The following is a 19,603-nucleotide window of genomic DNA, read 5'->3' as shown; positions in this document are numbered from 1 at the left end:
AATCGGCAAAGAAACCCGCTGTTTTATGAAATTAGTGGCAAAGTTTGTTATACTTGTAACACTTATTCATTCATGCTCTACATTGTAGCATGCTCATTCAAAACAGTGCAGAGTAGATTTTAGAAAGCGTGGGATTTCGAGCTATGGCTAATGTAAAAATTGTAACTGACTCATCAGCTGGTTTAACCGAGGATGAAATTAAAGAGCATCACATTAACATCGTCCCACTGTCCGTTATGATTGATGGTACCGTGTACGTGGAACGGGAAACCATCACTAATGAACAATTTATGGAAAAAATGATTGATGCAGATACGTTGCCTAAGACGAGTCAACCACCGTTGGGGAAATTTGTCGACTTGTTTGACGAACTGGGCAAGGATGGTTCAGAAGTTGTTTGCATTACGATGATGGAATCAATTTCAGGCACCGTTGATGCTGCTCGCCAAGCGGCACAATTAACCTCTACAAACGTCAAGGTTGTAGATTCGCAAACGACTGACCGTGGTTTGGCCTTCCAGGTGTTGGCTGCCGCTGAAGCTGCCGAAAACGGAGCTACTCCTGATGAAATTGTGGCTAAAACGATTGAAGTTCGTGACCACTCACGTCTGTTCATGGGTGTAATTAAACTGGATAATCTAGTTGCAGGTGGTCGTATTAGCCGTGCTGCTGGGTTGGTATCTAATTTGTTGAACATCAAAATTGGTTTAGAAGTGATTGATGGCAAGATTGAGGTCACCACGAAAGGCCGCGGTATGAAGACCATTACCAAGTTTTTGGACATGGCCTATGGAGAAATGCAGAAGGCTGGTCATATCGCCAGCATCGGGGTTTCTCATGCTGGTGCACCAGAGACAGCTGAAAAAATTGCTAGTCACGTTCATGAGCTGTTTCCTAACGTACCGGTCGTTGTTCGGCAAACGGTGCCAATCATTGCAACGCATGCAGGTCAAGGTGCTTTTGCATTAATGTATTACACAGACTAGACAGCATCATCGAAATTATTAGTACTGTTTATCCAGGCCAGTTACTTCTTCTGGTCAACTAATTGTCAGTAAAACGAGTTGGTTGAGCCTGATTCCCGGTGGTTTCGGAAATTAGCCCTCAACTTTTTTATTAGTTTGCAAACGTCCAAAAAATTAATTGATCATAAGATTGATTGATAGAAAGGAGCGATCAATGAAATTTTTTAAATGGTGGATTAGAGCTTTGCTAATTGTCGCCATTGTGGTGGCACTTGGGGCAACCTGGTGGCTTTATCAAAGTAGCCATGAAACAATGCAACCGCAACATCGCACGCAACCAAGTCAGTTAGCGCCTAACGTTACCAGAAAAACGTCCTCAAAGGACAGTTCGAGTAGTAAGGGTACGAGCAAGTCACATAAACAAACGACTAACAAATCAAAAAGTAAGACTCCTGCCAAACGTAAAAAGGTGACCGTTGTGGCCCTCGGAGATTCTTTGACGCAGGGTGTCGGTGATCAAGCTAAGGACGGCGGCTACGTTGGTCAAATTAAAACGAAATTGACCGATAAAGATCAGTTAAACGTAACGACCCATAACTATGGAAAAGCCGGCGATCGTTCCGATCAAATTTTAAAGCGATTAAATCAGTCGCCAGCAATGCAAAAACAGGTTGCTAATGCAGATGCCATTACGATGACAGTTGGTGGTAACGACTTGATGCAAGGATTACAAGCGGCTACTCTGTCTGGCAAATCCACTGTGACCCAGATGGATGCTGTCGTTGCAGCAACTCAACAGAAGTATGCCACAAAGCTCCTGAGTCTTCTGACAGCCGTTCGTAACTTAAATACAAATGCGCCGATCTTTTTGTTTAGTATTTACAACCCGGTTTACGTTTATTTTGCCAACGTGGATCAACTAAATACTTATATCACCGGCTTTAATCAGGTCACAAAAGCAACGGCTAACAATATCAGTAAATTATATTTCATGAATATTAACGAACGTCTTTCGTACGGTCAATATGATACTGTTGCAAAGCGGTCTGCTTTGGCTGCCAAGGATGCTAAAGCAAATAATAACAATAGCTTTGACGGTCAAAATGTCGAAAAGGCGCTAGTTGGCGGTTCTACTGGTGAATTGAATGATTATCTATCGCCGGCAGATCATTTTCACCCGAACCATTTGGGATATTCAAAAATGACTGCCACGCTGTATAAGACGATGCAGGATCATCAGTCCTGGAGGCCCAAATAAATTTTTGACCATTTTCACCGCAACGGAGGTTCAATAAATCAGTATGCAAACAAGGCAGGAAGTTAAACCAAAACACCAACGCAACTGGTGGAAAATCACTGCAATCACGTTGATTAGTTTCATTGTGATTGCCGGGATCTGGGTCGGTGTTGAAGCAACAAAACCGATGCCAGAGCCTGCTGAGGTAACTCGCCCAGTGCAGCAATCAAATGCCACATTTCAGGTGCAGCTTAATACTAAACAGGTGAATGCACTTGCGGATTACTACATTAACAACACGAAAGATAATAAGTATCATTATCGTTTTGTGATTAATAAACACGCAATGCTATACGGGACAACCAAATTTCTAGGTGTTAAACTAACGTACGGATTGATTATGGATCCTAGTGTTACCAAATCTGGTAATGTTAAACTCCATGCCTCTAGAATGGCAATTGGACGGCTTCAATTGCCTGTACACTTTGTGATGGGATTTGTCGCTCGTCATTACAAATTTCCAAAGGGTGTCAGTGCCAACGCTAAAACGGACACGGTGCTATTGGATTTGCATAAGATGGGACCACGTCGTTCTTTAGCCATCCGGGCTGAAACATTAGACGTGAACAGCGGCACATACATTTTCAAAGCAGGTATTCCAAAGGCTCAGTTTGATAAAGAAGTTAAATAAGCAAGATGATACTTCCGTCAGACTTCAGCAATTAAACAGATCAAATGAAAGGAGCACTATCATGCGACGTAGTTTTTACCAGTACCTAATGACGCAACGCAATGCAGAAAGTTATGAACCAGTTGCTCAATTTGCTAATAATGCATTTTTAGACCAAGCTTTTCCCAAACAGTCTCAGAACTTTGACGATGTGTCCCGCTACCTTGAGTTAAATGGTAACTATCTGCAAAGTATGGATGTGTTCGACGAAGCCTGGCATATGTATCAGGAATCGGAATTATAGAGTGTACAATTAGTACGAAAATAATTTGTTCAAAATGAAAAGGTGCCGCTCAAAGGTTTGATAACTTTGAGTGGCATCTTTTTGATTTTGCAACCTGAATTGAATTCGAAATCTAAGCATCTGCGTTGTTAATAGTGCGGTTTGCTTTTTCAATCAGCGAAACAAATTGTAAAACACTTTCCATTTGTTTGTCCGTTAGTCCACCCATTTTAAAAGGCAAATCATCAGAAATACCGAGCAAATAATCTGAAGATGTATCCAGGATATCGCAAATTTTTACGAAGGTTTCTAGTGACGGATAGGATAATCCTTGCTCGTAAGCTGATACTGTTCCTTTACTAACTACTAATCGTTTCGATAAGTCCATTTGTGTCATTCGTTTTGATTTCCGAACTGATTTGAGCCTTTGACCAAAAAAATCTATATGCATTAATTTTACCCTCCGTTCAGGGTAGCAAGCAAATGTATGCAAAATAATGGTACTTAGTACAGCTTATATTGATATTTTTGATTTGATTTGCTAATATTACCGGTATAGCATATCGCTATAATTAGTAGCTAACACTTAAGGGGAGAACAACATGGAAAATTTAGTAGCAAAGGCCAAGAAGAGACCTTCATTAGTAGCCGGTATTGTTGTCATTATTCTGGTTATTATCACTATTGTCGTAATATCAAGGCCAAAAAGATTGAGTGGTACATATTCACATACAACAGATTTGCTTATCGCTAAAAGCACTGACCGTTTGACTTTCGAGGGAAATCAAGTCATTGAAAATGAAGGACAAGACTACGAGAATAAAGGGACTTATCAAATAAAAGGGGATCAATTGAAAATGACCATAAAGGGTAGCACACTGTCCGCAACCCTTTCATCCGATAAGAATTCATTTACTGTAAACTCGAGTTCAGGTCTTGAAGGATTACTCGCAGGAACAACTTACAAGAAAAATAATTAATGTTTTGGCTCTACAAGTTGCTATTCATTTTTAACTATTGTGACATGCGTTGAACAGAATTAAAGAAAATCACTGAATACTTTAGTCAAGTCAGAAACTAGTGAGGAAAATAATGTCTGAAAACAATCTACCAGCAAACCTGAACTTATTTAACTATGCGGAAACACCTGATTTTGATAGCTGGGACAAAGGCGCGACTGCAAATGAAGAATACGAGCAGTCAATGAAAAGTAATAAAATGTGGCGCCGAATCCGGCCGTTTGCGATGTGGGCCGCGATCTTTTTTGGCATGGGTGCATTTGGTCAGTCGGCAGTTTTGGGAATTTTAATTTGGGTGATTGCAATCCTTTTAGCAAAACGTAGCTTAGCCGGTCACATGCTGGATAACGCAGAAAATGATGCCAATGCAAAACTAAGAGAAATACAAGGTGAACACGCTGAATTATGTGCTGACAATGTGGCAAAAAAGCTAATGATCGGCCAGTGGTCTTGGTTTAGAACGGGCCGTGAAGTCTTAATTTACAGTGGAGAACGGTTCGCATATCTGAATGCGGCTCAGGGATCACTAGTTGCCTATAATAATAGCAACATTAAAGAAGTAACTCGCGAACGGTTACATACTGGAACACACACGGATTCAAACTCTAATACTGTTGGTGGCGGCACTGCAATTGGCAATACTGGGCTAGCTGTTGGAGGAGCTAAAACAAGTACGACATCCGATACCACTGATTTTTACGAATGGCATTTTGATATTCTAACTGATTTTCTAACATATCCTAAAGTTTCGTTTGTTCTGGCAGATAGTCCAAATACAGAAAACTTAATTGGTAAAGCCTACGCAATTTTAAAGCCTTAAATTGATGGTAATTTGAAAAAAATAATTTATTTTCTGTTTGTGAGGATTCAATGATGAAATCAAGACGTACTTTACGCATACTCGTCGGCCTAGTTTTTATAGGGGGCTTTTTACTCGCTGGTTGTCAAAAAATCAAGCCTAAAGTTACACAACCTGATTTGACAGGAACCTACTACTACGACGTTTCCAATCAATTTTCTGTTGGTCAGAATGATGGTCAAAACGATTTAATCCACGTGTTTTATATTCGTCGAACTGACATGACTAATAAAAAATATGATGTTGAAGAAAAAGGGAGTCATTCCTTTAGCGAAGGCAAAATGACTGTTGACGGCAACATTATGAACATGCATCTATCTAAAAGTTCTAAGAATTTAGACGGCAATTTTGCTGGTGCACGAAATGCAGATATAAAAAAAGTTAGGGCGTTGAATTTTACTTTTAAAAACGGACTTCTCATAATTAATCGCCAAATTTTTATGTACAACGATAAAAGCGATAACGGAAGAAAACTTGGAAAAGTTTTCAGTGGTTATGATTGGGATGACGTTTTTCAAGAGTCTAGTGCGACCCGTAAAAGCTCTTCTACTCAGTTTAGTAGTTCCTCAAACAAGATGAGTTCAAACTCTAATTCATCAGCTGTTAGTTCAAGTATTTCTAGTTCTACGGCGCAAGCTAGCTCTGAACACCCAAATCCCAATAAAGTTGCTAGTGGTTCAGATGTTAAATCAAGTGTTTCATCCATGGATATCAATTCAATTCAAAACGGTGATTATTCTACTTTAAAAGGCAACTGGGAAGAAGTTGCGGTTTCGGGATCAGGTCTTCATGGTGGACAAGGCCTTCAATGGTCAAAGGATCCAACTGACTTAAGTAGCAACATGAAAATTGAAAATGGGGGCATTTCTGACGGCGATATCTTGTTGAACGGCAATCAGATTTATGAAGGTGGAGCACCAAACTATGCTGATTACGCTGCGGAAAATGGCACATTGACTGCCTCAACAGATAATGATGATAACCCTACAAATTATGCGGTTAAGTTTTATCCCAAAGGCGTGCCTATTGATATGCCATTTAACAATGGGGTTGCGGATGATACAAGCACCAATCGTGTGATCTTCTGGAATAGTTCAAATAATTATAGTGAATTATTTAAGCAACAATAAGATTTTAAGAGCAGGTTTAAACGACTGAAGATGATATATATATGTTGAAAATGACAGGGGTTGTAATCAATGAACATACAAAAGAAATCAATAGCGACAGGACTTATTTTGATGTCACTAATCACTTTTATGACAGGCGATCTTTCTGCAAATGCTGCAAAAAATAGCCCCGCTAATACGACAAGTAAGAAAACAAGTTATCCCAAAATCAACATTAAAGATGTTCCGAATGGTCAGTTCGGCGGGTTTAGTTCGGGAAAATGGACGGAAGTGGCCGTAACAAACCGGACGCATGGCAAGCAAATTAAGTGGACTCGAAACTCTAACAAACTAAAAGATAAATTGACTGTTACTAGCAACAATATTGATGATAATCATATTGCACTTGTTAATACGCGCTTCTCTTTAGAAAATGTTCGTGCCAAAGCAAAATATGAAAAGGGTCATGGGACAATGACGGTTCTGCCCGATCCTTCAGAAAATGTTAAATCAAGTTATTCAATCAAGTTTTTTCCTAAAGGAACAACGGCTAAACTGAATTTTAATAATGGATTTAAGGACGACAAATCTAAGAATCGGATTGCTCTTTGGACAGAAAAAGGGAATCGTACCGAATACTTTGCTCAAAATTAGGTTGCTGGTTGTATCTAAATAAATGCGTGAATTCGATGGAAGGGGTAAGTTGGCTTGAAACAGAATGTTAAGCCATTTAGTCTACGTGTCTTCCGCTATGGCATGCTGATTCTGATAGCCACAATAGTGGCTGCGTCGCTTATTTTTTCAATTTGGCCAGTACCGTTTAAATCTGTTGCAACGGTGTCATCACAATCACCTAAATCTCTTGTGAATGATCAATCGCGTTCAGCATCCAGTAGTCGTGCTAGGGACACAGACGCGACTGTTACTTCAAATGTAGATGAAAGTTCTGATGATGCCCCATATACTCCAAGTTTAATTCCATCGGACAACGATGCCACCGTAATGATTCCTAAAATCCAACAATTTTTTCGTGATTATCAGGATTATACAACTGGTGGTTATGTGGATGGTATCCGAGCTAACAAGATGCGTCTTAACGCCAATGAGGGTATTGTTGACAGATTAATACTTCCCGGAAAACAAGACGAATACGATGATTCAAGTATTGTTGGGACCTTTACATTAATTCGTGCACCTATTGTTATTCAAAGCGTTCATATAAAAAACTGCTATACAGTTGAAGTTGACTACACATGCACGGTTAATAAAAACATGTCAAGGCATGCAGATGTATATAAGGTCAGCGTTGCTAATAATAAAATAGCTACGATGTATGAAAAAGGTACGCGTGTCTTTTAGATGTCTTTAAAACACCACTTTAGATGTCCGCACGATTGTTTATTGTGTGAAATCACTTTTTAAGATTGAAACTTTTGAGCTCCGCTTTCTACATTTATAGTTGCCATCAGACCTATCCAATTGGAGGAATCACATATGACAAATCTTGGTACTTTTTTGAAAAAAAGACTTGGTGCTATCTCAGTTGTAATTATCGTTGTTCTATTGTTGATTTGTGGTGTAATTAATACTAACGCTAATGCAAAACAAGCATCGACCAGTGTAAGTGCAACACGAGTTTCTTCATACAAACATTTAGCAAACAAGTTAGCTAATCAGGCTATTAAGGCCGATGAAGATACAACTAGTGCGGTTAATAAAACATTGACTCAATTAAAAGCAGTTAATGATCATAAAACTAAGTCTGTTATTGATAAGGATAAAAATGCGGCCACTGAAGCACAAACAGTGGCTTCAAAAACCATTAATGAAATTACGAGTCAAGACAAGGGCTTTGATCAGATTCATAAAGCCCTAAACAGCGTTACTGAGGTTACGGTTCATCGCGATCAACAGCACCTTTCAGACGCTCAGTCTGCTATTGATAAAGTTCAGGACCAGGCAGTGCGTCATTATTTGAACAAATCATACATGAATAAACTTAAGAAAATTGTTTCACAGGCCGAATAAAATGTAACGCCTAAACAGGCAATCACGAGCTGCAGATAAACAACATCCCCGTTGAGTCGATTATTTCATTTTTGACTCAACAGGGATGTTGTTTTGATAAAATTTACATTTTAAACGTAGAGGGTTATCCCCGAACATCGTTAGACCAACATGCGATATAAACTGTTGTTGGAAAGAGCCGGCCTATCTACAGACGCGATGAATCCATTTCAATTATTTTTTCACGAAACCAAGTTTAATCAGTCGATTAGCAGCATCAATGACCGTTTGTTGCGGCTCATGTTGCTGCCATCCAAGGTCATTTTCTGCGGCGGCTGCAGTATGGTGATAACGACGATTAAGCATTGGAACCAGTGATCGTAAACTAGGGATAAACTTGGCCAGCAGTCGTGTGGCCCAGTTTGGCAAAGCGCGGACGTGTAGATGAAGTGAAGGGAATGCGGATTGATAAATTTTGCCCACTTCTAACATGGTTAGCGTTTGCGATGAGCCGATATAACGTTTGCCAATTGCCTGTGGCTTTTCAAACGCCAAACGATGTAAGCGCGCCAAGTCGCGAACATCACTGATTTCCAATGGTACTTTTGGCAGAGCTGGTTGACCTTTCAGCAGTTGCAAAAGGATCCCGTTAGAACTTAGATTGCTGGTAATAACTGGGCCAAATATTGCGCCTGGTAAGATTGTTGTTAATTCGATATTATGATCTTGAGCAAACGTCCAAGCCGCTTGTTCAGCCTTCACTTTTGAAATTCGATAAGGATCCAGCTCAGGATTATTTAGATCCGTCCAGAAGCTTTCATCAAAGGTACCAGTGGCGGTACTAAGTGGGGTTGCAGCGGCTTGTGAACTTGTCATGACCACGCGGATAATGCCTGCGTTTTCTGCTGCTTGTAAAACGTTCAGGACGCCGCCCTTAGCAACACTGACTAGTTCTTCTGTTGATTCCGTGCCGTTTCCTAAGGGAGATGCGACGTGAATGACGCCGTCAGCGTTTTCCATTCCCGCTTTCCAACCGTCTATACTTGTTAAATCTGCCTTAAAGAAGGATAAATTAGCGAGATCTTCCGCTGGTACGTAGTGGCTCATTGACTCACGGATACCATCCGCTTTTGTTAGTGAGCGTAGACTGGCACTAACCGCATAGTGATGATTTAACAGTTCAACAATGACCCAAGTTGCTACAAAACCGGATCCACCTGATACAACAATTTTTTTCATTTAAAAACACCTCGTTATTTATTTTAGACAAATAATACGTCATATTGTCTAAAATGTAAACAAGTGTTATTATTTTTGTTGAGGTAAGGAATAATGATTAATAAAAGGGACTTAACGATAAAATTGAATCATGTCATCCTAATTGATGGTTTTCAAAGAATGTCAATGGGCAAACTAGCATCAGCAATCGATGTTAGTCGTGCAACACTGTATTCGTATTTTGAAAATAAAGAAGAGATTGTTAAAGCTGTTGTGGCACGCTACCTTCAGTTTATTTCTGATCGACCAATACCTAACACATTCACGCCAGACTCATTTGCGACTGTTTGGTTGAACTCATTATTACTAATGGGATCAACGACAGATCGATTTAATAATGACTTACAGCATGGTTATCCTGACCTGGCGTATCAGTTAAGAGCCGCTGAGCACGATTATTTTCAGAGGTTGTTAATCTACGTTGAACAGGCGCAGCAAGAAGACTTTATTGAACCAACTTACGATCCAAATTTTGCCCTTTTTCAAGCAAATTCTTTAACGCAATCAATCATTCAGCAGGTAAGAAGTAAGGCGATCACGTTGGATCTGGCAGAACTCTACTTAAAGGATGGCATTAATTTTAGCTTTGCAGGGCTACTGACTTCGACGGCAAAAGAGCATTTCAATATTCAGACTATTAAACCATTTGAAGCAGTAATTCTGTCGGAATTCCGAAAAACTTATTCACTGATTGAACTCGAACAGTAAATGGATAAGCGCCTCAAAAAAAGTTCGATACAGTTTCAGCAACTCACCACATTGTCGTCTGTTACAACGGACTTAAACAATGATGAGATATATAATCGACAGATTTAGCATGATGAAATTAAAAGGAGAAATTTGATGGTAATTGGACCATTGTCTGAATGGGTAAGCGCGTTTGCAGAAATTTTAGCTGTTTGTGTGGCACTTTTTCTGCCTTATTACACGGCTCACAGAGCCTCAAAAGCGCGACAAAAAAAGTTTGCGGCTAGTATTGTTCATTTGACTGAAGTGGCTGAAACGGGCGATGAAACGGCGAGAAAAGAATTATCTGGCTTTTTGAATGTCGGTTTTCTAATCAGTAACAATAGCAAAGAACAAGAATTGATCACCACGGGGATGGAAATCTTGCGTTTGCTGGACAGTCCCATTACACAGGCGGATAAAGAGGAAATCAACCGACTACTGGCAAGTATAAAAAGGGTTGCATAAACGGCGCGTTCACAATAATGGATATTTCTGAGCACTTATATCCTCGTTTGCGGCTGAGCTGAATTTCACATTTGAAACGTGAAAACTATTATTTATGGCAGGCTGAAAGCACTTCAGCTATAACTACCGATTTATTTTCATTTATAAAGAATCGTAAGGCTAAAAATGGTAAACGGTGAATTTCACTGTTTACCATTTTTTAGTATCAGCACTTAAATCTATTGTTTACGCACTACATTAGTCCCAAAAGAAAAAAACTCATCGTCTTTAGACAGGCTAGTAAACAGATTGTAGTGAATGATCCAATTAGTAATAGAAAGATGATGATGGGTTTATTGCCAGTAGATCTCATGAATCAACGTGCATTTCAAGAGTGATATGCTCAATTGAATATGTAGCATGGGTTGAAACGTGAATTGCAAATTACTGGTATAAAATAATTTTTAGCGGATAATGTGATTTGTGATGACATGATGGATAGTCTCAAGGCATCAACAAGTTTTACTGTTTATTAGGAACTATGACTGTAATCGTGGAGGAATCTAAAGCATGAAAAAGATCTTAATTGTTGAAACTAACGTCACGCGTTATCAAGGCACCAAAGATCCAACCGGCCTCTGGTTAGGTGAAGCCGCCGAATTCGTTGATGAAATGAACAAGGCAAAAATTGCTGTCGATTATGTTAGTCCCAAGGGCGGGTTCGTACCTCTTGATCCACGAAGCATGAAGTATACCGATGAATCAATCATGGCTGTTTATGAATCCCCCGATTTTGTGCACCGTGCACTGACAAATACACTTCGCCCAAATGAAGTGAATCCAGATGATTATGTGGCAATCTACTACACCGGTGGTCATGGCGTAATGTGGGATTTTCCGAACAATGATGAGTTGCAGCACTTGGCTTTGGCAATTTATGATCAAGGCGGATACGTCACTTCAGTTTGTCATGGAATCGCCGGATTACTTAATATCAAGGACGATCAGGGGAAATACTTGATTGCCGGAAAGACAGTTACAGGTTTTACTCATGCTGAAGAAATTATTGCTGGCAAACAGTCAGTCGTGCCGTTTCTTAATCAAAAAGTGGCTGAGGAACGTGGCGCTTCATTTTCAAAAAAGCGTGCTTATAGTGAATACGCAGTCAAAGATGGTCGATTGCTAACCGGTCAAAATCCATTTTCCGTGAGAGCGGTGGCTAAATTGTTGCTTAAGGAGATTCAATAACAAATTTTACTGCCTCAGCGAGAATAATGATCTAATAACTATGTCGTAAAAATTCTGAGAAGTCTATTTAGGCGCAAAGACACCTCATTCCATATTTAGGGATGAGGTGTCTTTGCGTAAGTGTACATTCCACGCTTTCTTCTTGCATTAGCTAACTCTCAAATAATTTGTGGCACCTTTGCTAACATATTTTTCATGCGTTTGAGCTATCCAGGTATCAAAGGCCTGCTGAAACTGAACTAATCGTTCTGGATCGGTTTTGGCGATTTGATAGAAGGGCAATTCAGAAAGGTGAAAGTTTTTGCCCCGCTCGATAGAAAGAAGCTGTGTTAACCAACGTTGATTGCTATTTGGTGATGTCATTTTATTTGCCTCCATGCGTAAGCGATTAAATAAATTATACGAATGTATGTTCGCGTAGTCAATATAGAAATTTAAAAACAAATTTTCCAAGGTTTTAGCCTGCTATTTTGTAAACATTTGAGTCGATTTTAAAATAATCAAAATTATTGTAAACAATTTGCTTTAGGCGAGTGGCATTTTGTTTGGTTTAAAGGCACTTACAGAGTCTATTGGTTAGTTAATTTATCAATAAAAAAAGAGAAATAGAATTTTGAAAATTAAAACTAATTTCTGTTTTCCTGTGGAATTAATTTCACGGCGTGCTATAATGACAGCGGTTACAAAATGTAGCAACAGTTTATAAGACGAGGAGTGCTGTATATGGAAACAAAGAACAGCCACGGGTTTGGCTTGATCAAATTTCGTGGAAAAGAATTAGATAATGGATATACCAGTAAGATGCCTGTTGTCCAATTTGTCTTGGTGTCGCTGTTATTTCCAATGTGGGGGGCCGCAGCCAGTTTAAACGATATTTTGATCACTCAGTTTAAATCCATTTTTCAATTAAGTAATTTGGCTTCGGCCTACGTTCAAAGTGCGTTTTCATTGGGATATTTTTTGATGGCAATTCCAGCATCGTGGTTGATTAAAAAAACTTCATATAAGTTGACAATTATTATTGGCTTGTTACTGTATTTGATTGGTTGTGTACTGTTCTTTCCAGCATCGGCTGCAGCAACTTACGGCTTTTTCTTGGCGGCACTGTTTGTTTTGGCGGCTGGTCTGACGGTTATTGAAACTGCTGCTGATACTGACTCAGCTCTATTAGGACCTGAAAAGCAACGGACATTGCGGTTGAATATTTCACAAACTTTTTTGCCTTTTGGGTCAATTGCTGGGATTTTACTTGGAAAGTACCTCATTTTCTCTGGTGGTGAGAACCTTGATTCACAACTTAGCAAGTTATCAGGGAACGCTCGTGTTCGCTTTGGTGAAGCGGCTTTGCAAAAAACACTTCAGCCATACAAATACATCATTATGGTGATTGCGGTCATGATTATATTGTTCCTAATTACGCAATTTCCAAGTGGTAAGCCAAAGGCTAAAGCAAATGAAACGAAACCCGAAGAGAATCTGGGCCAAACAATAATAGCGTTGTTGAAAAATCATAATTTTACTTACGGTATGTTTACATTATTTATGTACGTTGGCCTGCAAGTTTCGATTTGGTCATTCACAATTCGTTTGGCGTTAAATTTGGACCACTCAATCAATGAGCGAACGTCGTCAAACTATGTCATCGTGAGTTATATTGCTTTCTTTGTTGGACGAATCGTTGCTGATTATCTGATGAGAAAAATTCCACACTTGAAGGTTTTACTTTGGTATTCAATTCTCGGCTTTATTGCAATCGGTTACATGATGATTGATAGAAGTTTCAATGGTGTTTATGTTGCCATTCTGGTTTCCGGTTTAATGGGGCCTGGGTATGCAACAATTTATACTGAAACGCTTGGTTTCATCAATGACGCTCACCAAACTGAAACTGCCGGTGCCATGTTAGTGATGATGGTTGTTGGTGGCGGTGTCTGGCCAGCAATTCAAGGCTGGTTTGCTGACATTACTGGATCAATGACGATTTCATTTGCTGTTCATTTCTTAACGTTTGGCGCAATGATTGTCTATGCTTACCACTACATCAAGCATCCATTTGACGGTTTAGCTAAAGAAACGAAGGCAACAAAATGACAAAATTCAGATTGTACAGGGACAGTTTTAAAGAACAACCACGCATGCTAATTGAGAACGATGAATTTACTATTTCTAGTTTTAAATATTCATCTGGTGTTGAAGCACTAAAAGTTCATAATTCACGTGGTTATCTGACATTTTTACCATTTGAAGGACTGATGATCTGGGAAGCTGTGTTTGACGGGCTTGATTTGAAGATGAAAAACACTTTCAAACAGCCATATCCAGGTAAGCAAATTACTGATTCATACGGCCCATTTCAATTTCATTCAGGTCTATTGGCTAGTGGTAATCCCGGTTCTGAGGATGATCATTATGCACATGGTGAATTTCCACTTACGCCGATGGATTCATCTTTTGTCTATGTGGATGAGGATACCGTTACGATCAGTAGTCAGGTTGAATATGTTAAAGGCTTTGGTGATCATTACTTTGCCAACCCATCTGTAACGTTAAAGAAAGGGAGCGCCTTGTTTGATATTAAAATGTTCGTTAAGAACCTTTCTGAGTGTCAAGAAATGCCTTTACAGTACCTAACACATATTAACTATAAATTCGTTAAAGGTGCCAAGATCACTCAAAACATTCCAGACAGGGCCTTTGAATTACGAACTTCGATTCCAGATCACATTCACCCAACTAAAGAATGGTTGGCGTTCACCGATAAAGTTGCAAAATCAGGTGAGTTAATTAACGAACTTGATTATCTTAACCATTTTGATCCTGAAATTGTCTTTTTCGGAGATAAATTGAATGAATTCGTGGATGATGCCGTGTTTGAAATGACAATGGATGAGAAACATACCGTCAAGGTAGCGTTTAACACGAAACAATTTCCAGATGTAACACGCTGGTTAATGGCAAATTCCGACCTTCAGGTTGCCGCATTTGCACTTCCAGCAACCAGTCGCACGGAGGGTCGGATGGCTGCAAAGAAAAACGGCACCTTAATTATGCTCAAGCCACAAGAAAGTCGCAGCTTCAAAGTAACCACAGGGTTAGAAGACTAAATTAGTTTAGAAGAGGGTAGATTACCATGTCCAAGTATATATTGGGAATCGATATTGGTACTTCAGGGACCAAAGCAATTTTAATGACCACCAACGGTGAGATTGTTGCGCAAAAGAAAGATAACTACGCATTTATGACGCCACATCCGGGTTGGGCGGAATCTAACGCTGAAGATTGGCTCAATGCCGTCACAGCTGTGATTCGAAAATTGTCGTCGCATGTTGATGATGCGGATATTGTCGCTATTGGAATCGATGGGTTGTATGGAGGTTCCGGAATTCCAGTTGATAAAAGTGGCTCAGTGTTAGGACCTGCCTTGATTTGGATGGACCGCCGAGCAACTGCTGAAACTGACCAAGTTAAGAAACTTGTTAGTGATAAAGAATTGATGGCCATAACGGCTAATTTGGCTGATCCGTATTACGGTTATACAAAACTCATGTGGTTAAAAAAGCATCGGCCTGATCTTTATCAACAAACTGACCAGTTCTTACCACCTGAATCTTTTGTTATTCGTGAATTGACTGGTCAGACGAGTATTAATTACTCGGCGGCTGGAAACTTGGCTGGAGTATTTGATATTAATACAGATGAGTGGTCAACTAAACTTGCTGATAAATTAGGATTAAACATTTCTAAGTTGCCGCAAAAGTTCGTTACGAGTACTGAAGTAGCCGGTAAGGTGACCGAAAAATGGGCTCAGCGGCTTGGAGTTAAAACTGGCACACCGGTATTCAACACCGGAGTAGATGTCGGACCAGCAACCGTTGGAACTGGCGTTGTTAAACCCGGCAAGGTGACGGTTGCCCTAGGAACGTCAATGAACGCTGCTTTGGTTACTGAAAAACCGTTACGGGACAATGGTTTGATCATTTGGCCATACGCTTATAACCCGAAGGGGTTGTACTATAATTTTGCGGGTGCAAACACCGCTGGGGCGATTGTGGCTTGGTTCGTTAAGGAGTTTGAACGTGAATTAGATGAAAATGAGGGCCCAAAAAAGCTAGATATTCAAAGTGCCAACATTCCGGCCGGCAGTAACGACCTCCTTGTCCTACCGTTTTTCATGGGTGAACGTAGCCCATTATGGAATTCAACAGTTCGAGGCACCATTTTAGGATTATCGCTTAAGACAACCAAGTATGAGTTGTATAATGCCTTTCAAGAAGCAATTGCGTATTCAGTCCGTCAGAGCATCGAGACTTTTGGCACTGATATTGGTGATGAGCTTACCTTAGTTGGCGGGGTCAGCAACTCCAAAAAGATGGTACAAATGATTGCAGACGTTACTGGGAAAACTGTACTTACAACCAAGTCAGGTGGTGAAGCTAATTTAGGTAGCGCAATCTTAGCGGGCATTGGTATCCGTGCAGTTGACCCTAATGATGTTTCAAAGTGGATTAAAATCGATCAGCGAGTTGTTCCAAACATTAAGAAGAATGCATTGTATAATAAGTATTTCAAAATGTATCAGCTGGCGTATAATAATGTTAAGGATTTTTACAGAGACTTCTCAGCTATCAATAAGAAATAACCTTGTTTTTAGGAGGCCATTACAATAAGTACCCTTAACAAACGTAACCAAATGTTACGACTCGCTAGGTTGTATTATGTCGAAGGTATTAGTCAGAATCAGTTGGCTAAACGAGAAGGAATTTCTAAGGCAACAGTATCCAGAATGCTTTCATTAGCACGAGAAAACGGTTTTGTAACGATCACCGTGAATGACGGTCTTCGTGATGCTAATGTGTTGGCTAGTCAGCTACATGAGCTTTACCCAGAGGTTCAGTTCACTGTTATTCCGACTTTCCAAAATAATCGAAGCACAATTCTTGATAAGGTCGCGCTTTCAACGGCTTATTACTTAGATGATTTGGTTAAAAATGGTGATATCATTGGTTTTGGCAGCAGTGAAGCACTAAAAATGATTGCCAACCATCTGACGTCCAAAAATGTGCGTGATGTTGTGGTCTTATCTTTAACTGGAATTATTACCAATTCCGATTGTGAAACGTTTGCATATGAAACGGGTGACAAACTGGCTCATGCCTATCAAACAAAGGCTAATTTTCTGCCGCTACCGGTCGTCTTTGACAATGTCGCTGCAAAGGAACTCGTTGAAAAAGAAGATCTTATTCGACATCTTGAAAAGCTTGGCCGATTGGCAAACATTGCGTTAATTTCGCTAGACTCGATAGAAGATAGTCCATTCTTAAATCAGATGAATTACTTTAAGGATGAGCAAAAACAAGCACTCACTGAAGCAGCCGTTGGTGATGTGTTAGGCCACTTTATCGACGCCAATGGCGCTGTTGTGGATCCAGATTTAGATGAACGAGTGGTTACCACGTCTCTTAACAACCTTAAGCAGAAGGAACATTCTATTGCAACGGTGCATAATGTTGAAACTGTTCCAACGCTCAAGGCTGTTTTGAATGCCGGTTATTGCAACCAAGTTTTTATTGACCAGTATAGTGCACAGGTTTTATTGGATTCACATGCTTAGTTAAAAATCACTGCCATTATGTTGTTCTTAGGGTGATAAGTTTTCAGTGTTTTACTGAGGACTTACCACCCAATTTTGATTAGAAATAAATCGTCATTTTTTTGAGCTTTTGCCTCTGAAAGCAATAGATGTATCGAAAGCGTCGAAGGAACTGGTAAAATAAACTCATTGGATGATTTTTATGTGAACTATACTGAGAAAAAATCAAACTTACATTACGAAAAATAAAAGATTTTGCCCTAATTCACTTAAGATATGTACCAAATTTTAATAAATGAAAATTGTCAACGGACAATACCCGATGACAAATCAAAGGAGCGATTTTTATGACTATTCAATGGTATCCCGGTCATATGGCGAAGGCCATTCGCCAATTGCGAGAAAACTTAAAGGTTATTGACATTGTATTTGAACTAGTCGATGCACGAATTCCAGAGTCATCACGGAATCCGGAATTGCGGGCTACAGTGGCCCAAAAGCCAACACTTTTGATTCTCGAAAAAAGTGATTTGGCTGATCCCAAAGTCACTGGGGAATGGGTGCGATATTACCGTGAACACAATCAGCCCGTTATTGCGATTGATGTGAACGATCGAAAATTAGTGGGCAACCTTGTTAAAGCTGCTCGCGAAGTCTTAAAAACACAGCAGGAACGGGCGGAAGCAAAGGGGATTCAAAAACCCATTATTCGCGCTGTAATGGCCGGCATCCCCAACGTTGGCAAATCGACTTTGTTGAATCGATTGGTTAATAAAAAAGTTGCCATTACTGGCGATCGACCTGGTGTGACTAAGAAGCAACAGTGGCTAAAGGCCAACGAAGAACTTCAACTGTTGGATACACCTGGTGTCCTGTGGCCCAAGTTTGAAGATCCTATGGTTGGTAAAAAGCTTGCTTTGACGGGTGCAATCAAAGATTCTTTGTTTGCTAAGGACGATGTGGCACTATATGCGATTAAATTTATGCGTGAACACAATCAAACTGATCGATTGGCTGAACGATATCATTTAACAGATGATGAACTGACACTTAGCGACGTTGATCTATTATTGGCTATCACTAAACGACTGGGCTTTAAAGATGATTATGACCGGGCGAGTGAACGTTTGATTTTTGACTTGCGCAAAGGTAAGTTGGGTCGGTTTACGTTTGACACTACCGATGAATTATCTGAAGAATCGGATGATAGCGAGTCCGAGGCAGATCATGAGTGAAGCCAAGCCGAAAAAGCCATCAATTGCGATGCTACGCGAACAACTGGCTCATGTTCAGCAAGCTGATGATCCGTTGTTAGCAACGTTAGCGGCCGATCCCCGAAAAGGTGTTGCTTCACTGCTATTGCAGACGAATCGACGTTTGACGGCGCAAGCCAATGCCGAAATTGCGTTCGAACAACGTTTGCAACTGGAACGGGCTTGTTGGGCAAAGGGACAGTCACTAGTCGCTGGCATTGATGAGGTCGGGCGTGGACCCCTTGCTGGTCCAGTTGTGACATGTGCAATTGAACTGCCACACGATTTTCATTTGCTGGGCGTTAATGACTCCAAACAGTTAACTGCGCATGAGCGGGAAACGCTGTATCCGCAGATTTTATCCGCTTGTGTTGGGGTCGGCATTGGAATTGCTTCGCCAAAGCAAATTGATCACTTGAATATTTACCAGGCAACGCGGGTGGCTATGTGTGATGCTGTGCTAGCGTTACCGCAACAGCCAGATGCGTTACTGATTGATGCGATGCAAATTGACGTACCCATGCCACAACAGAAACTTATCAAAGGGGATGCGCGTTCCGTCAGTATCGGTGCGGCCAGCATCGTTGCTAAAGTTTACCGTGATCATTTGATGTCGATGTACGATCGCGTTTATCCAGGGTATAATTTTTCACAAAATGACGGTTATGGGACTGCGGCACATTTAGCTGCTCTCGATAAACTTGGCGTGACACCAATTCATCGGCGTTCGTTTAGTCCGGTGACTAAAAGGTTGCAGCAGGGTTAGTCTTCAATCAGTCTTGATATAACAATAATTAATAACTGCCGATTCTTTTAAAAAGAACCGGTTTTTTTATTTTGCGGCAAACATCGCTGGGCCGAAAATCGTATGTTAAGTCATCAGGATAAAGTCATTAGGAATTGTTCATGTGC

The 19,603-nt window shown here is 40.2% G+C and carries 22 protein-coding genes; 19 read left to right on the top strand and 3 right to left on the bottom strand.

Annotated features, from left to right (window positions below; genetic code table 11):
- The first annotated feature begins 143 nt into the window (after positions 1-143).
- The 4 genes from G400_RS0101665 (at position 144) to G400_RS0101650 (ending at position 3,176) form a co-directional block, all read left to right on the top strand.
- Positions 144-986 carry a DegV family protein gene (locus G400_RS0101665; protein ID WP_017261912.1) on the top strand — a complete coding sequence of 281 codons (843 nt, stop codon included), beginning with the start codon at positions 144-146 and terminating at the stop codon, positions 984-986.
- 193 nt (positions 987-1,179) lie between these two features.
- A complete protein-coding gene (locus G400_RS14245; protein WP_017261911.1) occupies positions 1,180-2,223 on the top strand; it encodes an SGNH/GDSL hydrolase family protein in 1,044 nt (347 codons plus the stop codon).
- 43 nt (positions 2,224-2,266) lie between these two features.
- Positions 2,267-2,893, top strand: a complete 627-nt coding sequence (locus G400_RS0101655; RefSeq protein WP_017261910.1) for a YpmS family protein — start codon at positions 2,267-2,269, stop codon at positions 2,891-2,893.
- 61 nt (positions 2,894-2,954) lie between these two features.
- A complete protein-coding gene (locus G400_RS0101650) occupies positions 2,955-3,176 on the top strand; it encodes a YozE family protein (RefSeq protein ID WP_017261909.1) in 222 nt (73 codons plus the stop codon).
- 112 nt (positions 3,177-3,288) lie between these two features.
- Here the strand turns inward: G400_RS0101650 and G400_RS0101645 are convergent, their stop codons facing one another.
- Positions 3,289-3,606, bottom strand: a complete 318-nt coding sequence (locus tag G400_RS0101645) for a helix-turn-helix domain-containing protein (RefSeq protein ID WP_017261908.1) — start codon at positions 3,604-3,606, stop codon at positions 3,289-3,291.
- A gap of 151 nt (positions 3,607-3,757) precedes the next feature.
- Here G400_RS0101645 and G400_RS14240 point away from each other — a divergent pair, with 151 nt between their 5' ends.
- From G400_RS14240 to G400_RS0101615, 6 genes are all read left to right on the top strand, one after another.
- Entirely contained in the window at positions 3,758-4,135 is a 378-nt protein-coding gene (locus G400_RS14240) for a hypothetical protein (protein ID WP_017261907.1), read from the top strand.
- A 112-nt stretch (positions 4,136-4,247) separates the two neighbouring features.
- Positions 4,248-4,994, top strand: coding sequence for a hypothetical protein (locus G400_RS0101635; protein ID WP_017261906.1), 747 nt, complete (start codon positions 4,248-4,250; stop codon positions 4,992-4,994).
- Between the two features lie 50 nt (positions 4,995-5,044).
- On the top strand, positions 5,045-6,163 hold the full coding sequence (locus G400_RS0101630; RefSeq protein WP_152323442.1) for a DUF6287 domain-containing protein: 1,119 nt from the start codon (positions 5,045-5,047) through the stop codon (positions 6,161-6,163).
- Between the two features lie 69 nt (positions 6,164-6,232).
- A complete protein-coding gene (locus G400_RS0101625) occupies positions 6,233-6,796 on the top strand; it encodes a hypothetical protein (RefSeq protein ID WP_017261904.1) in 564 nt (187 codons plus the stop codon).
- Positions 6,797-6,850: 54 nt separating this feature from the next.
- A complete protein-coding gene (locus G400_RS0101620) occupies positions 6,851-7,501 on the top strand; it encodes a hypothetical protein (RefSeq protein WP_017261903.1) in 651 nt (216 codons plus the stop codon).
- A gap of 135 nt (positions 7,502-7,636) precedes the next feature.
- Complete coding sequence (locus G400_RS0101615; protein ID WP_017261902.1) at positions 7,637-8,170, top strand: hypothetical protein; 534 nt, start codon at positions 7,637-7,639, stop codon at positions 8,168-8,170.
- Between the two features lie 213 nt (positions 8,171-8,383).
- Here G400_RS0101615 and G400_RS0101610 read toward each other — a convergent pair whose 3' ends face one another.
- Positions 8,384-9,388 (bottom strand): NAD-dependent epimerase/dehydratase family protein, encoded by a 1,005-nt coding sequence (locus G400_RS0101610; protein WP_017261901.1) that lies wholly within the window; start codon positions 9,386-9,388, stop codon positions 8,384-8,386.
- A 93-nt stretch (positions 9,389-9,481) separates the two neighbouring features.
- Here G400_RS0101610 and G400_RS0101605 point away from each other — a divergent pair, with 93 nt between their 5' ends.
- The 3 genes from G400_RS0101605 (at position 9,482) to G400_RS0101595 (ending at position 11,848) form a co-directional block, all read left to right on the top strand.
- Positions 9,482-10,135: a TetR/AcrR family transcriptional regulator gene (locus G400_RS0101605; protein ID WP_017261900.1), complete on the top strand. Its 654-nt coding sequence runs from the start codon at positions 9,482-9,484 to the stop codon at positions 10,133-10,135.
- 135 nt (positions 10,136-10,270) lie between these two features.
- Complete coding sequence (locus G400_RS14235) at positions 10,271-10,621, top strand: hypothetical protein (protein WP_017261899.1); 351 nt, start codon at positions 10,271-10,273, stop codon at positions 10,619-10,621.
- A gap of 549 nt (positions 10,622-11,170) precedes the next feature.
- Entirely contained in the window at positions 11,171-11,848 is a 678-nt protein-coding gene (locus G400_RS0101595) for a type 1 glutamine amidotransferase domain-containing protein (protein ID WP_017261898.1), read from the top strand.
- A 147-nt stretch (positions 11,849-11,995) separates the two neighbouring features.
- Here the strand turns inward: G400_RS0101595 and G400_RS0101590 are convergent, their stop codons facing one another.
- Positions 11,996-12,211, bottom strand: a complete 216-nt coding sequence (locus G400_RS0101590) for a hypothetical protein (RefSeq protein WP_017261897.1) — start codon at positions 12,209-12,211, stop codon at positions 11,996-11,998.
- Positions 12,212-12,571: 360 nt separating this feature from the next.
- On the opposite strand from G400_RS0101590, the gene G400_RS0101585 reads away from it, so the two are divergent.
- The 6 genes from G400_RS0101585 to G400_RS0101560 all read left to right on the top strand — a co-directional run bounded on the left by G400_RS0101585 (position 12,572) and on the right by G400_RS0101560 (position 19,457).
- The gene (locus tag G400_RS0101585; protein WP_017261896.1) at positions 12,572-13,939 is read left to right on the top strand and encodes a sugar MFS transporter; all 1,368 of its coding nucleotides are present in this window, start codon (positions 12,572-12,574) and stop codon (positions 13,937-13,939) included.
- The gene (locus tag G400_RS0101580) at positions 13,936-14,952 is read left to right on the top strand and encodes a DUF4432 family protein (protein WP_017261895.1); all 1,017 of its coding nucleotides are present in this window, start codon (positions 13,936-13,938) and stop codon (positions 14,950-14,952) included. Before G400_RS0101585 ends, G400_RS0101580 begins: the two co-directional genes overlap by 4 nt.
- A 26-nt stretch (positions 14,953-14,978) precedes the next feature.
- A complete protein-coding gene (locus G400_RS0101575) occupies positions 14,979-16,487 on the top strand; it encodes an FGGY-family carbohydrate kinase (RefSeq protein WP_017261894.1) in 1,509 nt (502 codons plus the stop codon).
- Positions 16,488-16,556: 69 nt separating this feature from the next.
- Positions 16,557-17,459 carry a sugar-binding transcriptional regulator gene (locus G400_RS0101570; protein WP_162129499.1) on the top strand — a complete coding sequence of 301 codons (903 nt, stop codon included), beginning with the start codon at positions 16,557-16,559 and terminating at the stop codon, positions 17,457-17,459.
- A gap of 326 nt (positions 17,460-17,785) precedes the next feature.
- The gene (ylqF, locus tag G400_RS0101565) at positions 17,786-18,673 is read left to right on the top strand and encodes a ribosome biogenesis GTPase YlqF (protein ID WP_017261892.1); all 888 of its coding nucleotides are present in this window, start codon (positions 17,786-17,788) and stop codon (positions 18,671-18,673) included.
- Entirely contained in the window at positions 18,666-19,457 is a 792-nt protein-coding gene (locus G400_RS0101560; RefSeq protein WP_017261891.1) for a ribonuclease HII, read from the top strand. Before ylqF ends, G400_RS0101560 begins: the two co-directional genes overlap by 8 nt.
- Positions 19,458-19,603: the final 146 nt, after the last annotated feature.

The organism is Furfurilactobacillus rossiae DSM 15814, from assembly GCF_000428925.1.
GTDB classification, from domain to species: Bacteria; Bacillota; Bacilli; order Lactobacillales; family Lactobacillaceae; genus Furfurilactobacillus; species Furfurilactobacillus rossiae.
The sequence above is the reverse complement of the archived record's forward strand: the minus strand, read 5'-3'. Positions and strand labels throughout refer to the sequence as shown.

Coding starts and splice junctions, on each gene's coding strand:
- G400_RS0101585 (WP_017261896.1), top strand. CDS start 12,572: ATGGAAACAAAGAACAGCCACGGGTTTGGCTTGATCAAATTTCGTGGA.
- G400_RS0101605 (WP_017261900.1), top strand. CDS start 9,482: ATGATTAATAAAAGGGACTTAACGATAAAATTGAATCATGTCATCCTA.
- G400_RS0101560 (WP_017261891.1), top strand. CDS start 18,666: ATGAGTGAAGCCAAGCCGAAAAAGCCATCAATTGCGATGCTACGCGAA.
- G400_RS0101590 (WP_017261897.1), bottom strand. CDS start 12,211: ATGACATCACCAAATAGCAATCAACGTTGGTTAACACAGCTTCTTTCT.
- G400_RS0101610 (WP_017261901.1), bottom strand. CDS start 9,388: ATGAAAAAAATTGTTGTATCAGGTGGATCCGGTTTTGTAGCAACTTGG.
- G400_RS0101580 (WP_017261895.1), top strand. CDS start 13,936: ATGACAAAATTCAGATTGTACAGGGACAGTTTTAAAGAACAACCACGC.
- G400_RS0101615 (WP_017261902.1), top strand. CDS start 7,637: ATGACAAATCTTGGTACTTTTTTGAAAAAAAGACTTGGTGCTATCTCA.
- G400_RS0101665 (WP_017261912.1), top strand. CDS start 144: ATGGCTAATGTAAAAATTGTAACTGACTCATCAGCTGGTTTAACCGAG.
- G400_RS14240 (WP_017261907.1), top strand. CDS start 3,758: ATGGAAAATTTAGTAGCAAAGGCCAAGAAGAGACCTTCATTAGTAGCC.
- G400_RS0101635 (WP_017261906.1), top strand. CDS start 4,248: ATGTCTGAAAACAATCTACCAGCAAACCTGAACTTATTTAACTATGCG.
- G400_RS0101595 (WP_017261898.1), top strand. CDS start 11,171: ATGAAAAAGATCTTAATTGTTGAAACTAACGTCACGCGTTATCAAGGC.
- G400_RS14235 (WP_017261899.1), top strand. CDS start 10,271: ATGGTAATTGGACCATTGTCTGAATGGGTAAGCGCGTTTGCAGAAATT.
- G400_RS14245 (WP_017261911.1), top strand. CDS start 1,180: ATGAAATTTTTTAAATGGTGGATTAGAGCTTTGCTAATTGTCGCCATT.
- G400_RS0101625 (WP_017261904.1), top strand. CDS start 6,233: ATGAACATACAAAAGAAATCAATAGCGACAGGACTTATTTTGATGTCA.
- G400_RS0101645 (WP_017261908.1), bottom strand. CDS start 3,606: ATGCATATAGATTTTTTTGGTCAAAGGCTCAAATCAGTTCGGAAATCA.
- G400_RS0101650 (WP_017261909.1), top strand. CDS start 2,955: ATGCGACGTAGTTTTTACCAGTACCTAATGACGCAACGCAATGCAGAA.
- G400_RS0101630 (WP_152323442.1), top strand. CDS start 5,045: ATGATGAAATCAAGACGTACTTTACGCATACTCGTCGGCCTAGTTTTT.
- ylqF (WP_017261892.1), top strand. CDS start 17,786: ATGACTATTCAATGGTATCCCGGTCATATGGCGAAGGCCATTCGCCAA.
- G400_RS0101655 (WP_017261910.1), top strand. CDS start 2,267: ATGCAAACAAGGCAGGAAGTTAAACCAAAACACCAACGCAACTGGTGG.
- G400_RS0101575 (WP_017261894.1), top strand. CDS start 14,979: ATGTCCAAGTATATATTGGGAATCGATATTGGTACTTCAGGGACCAAA.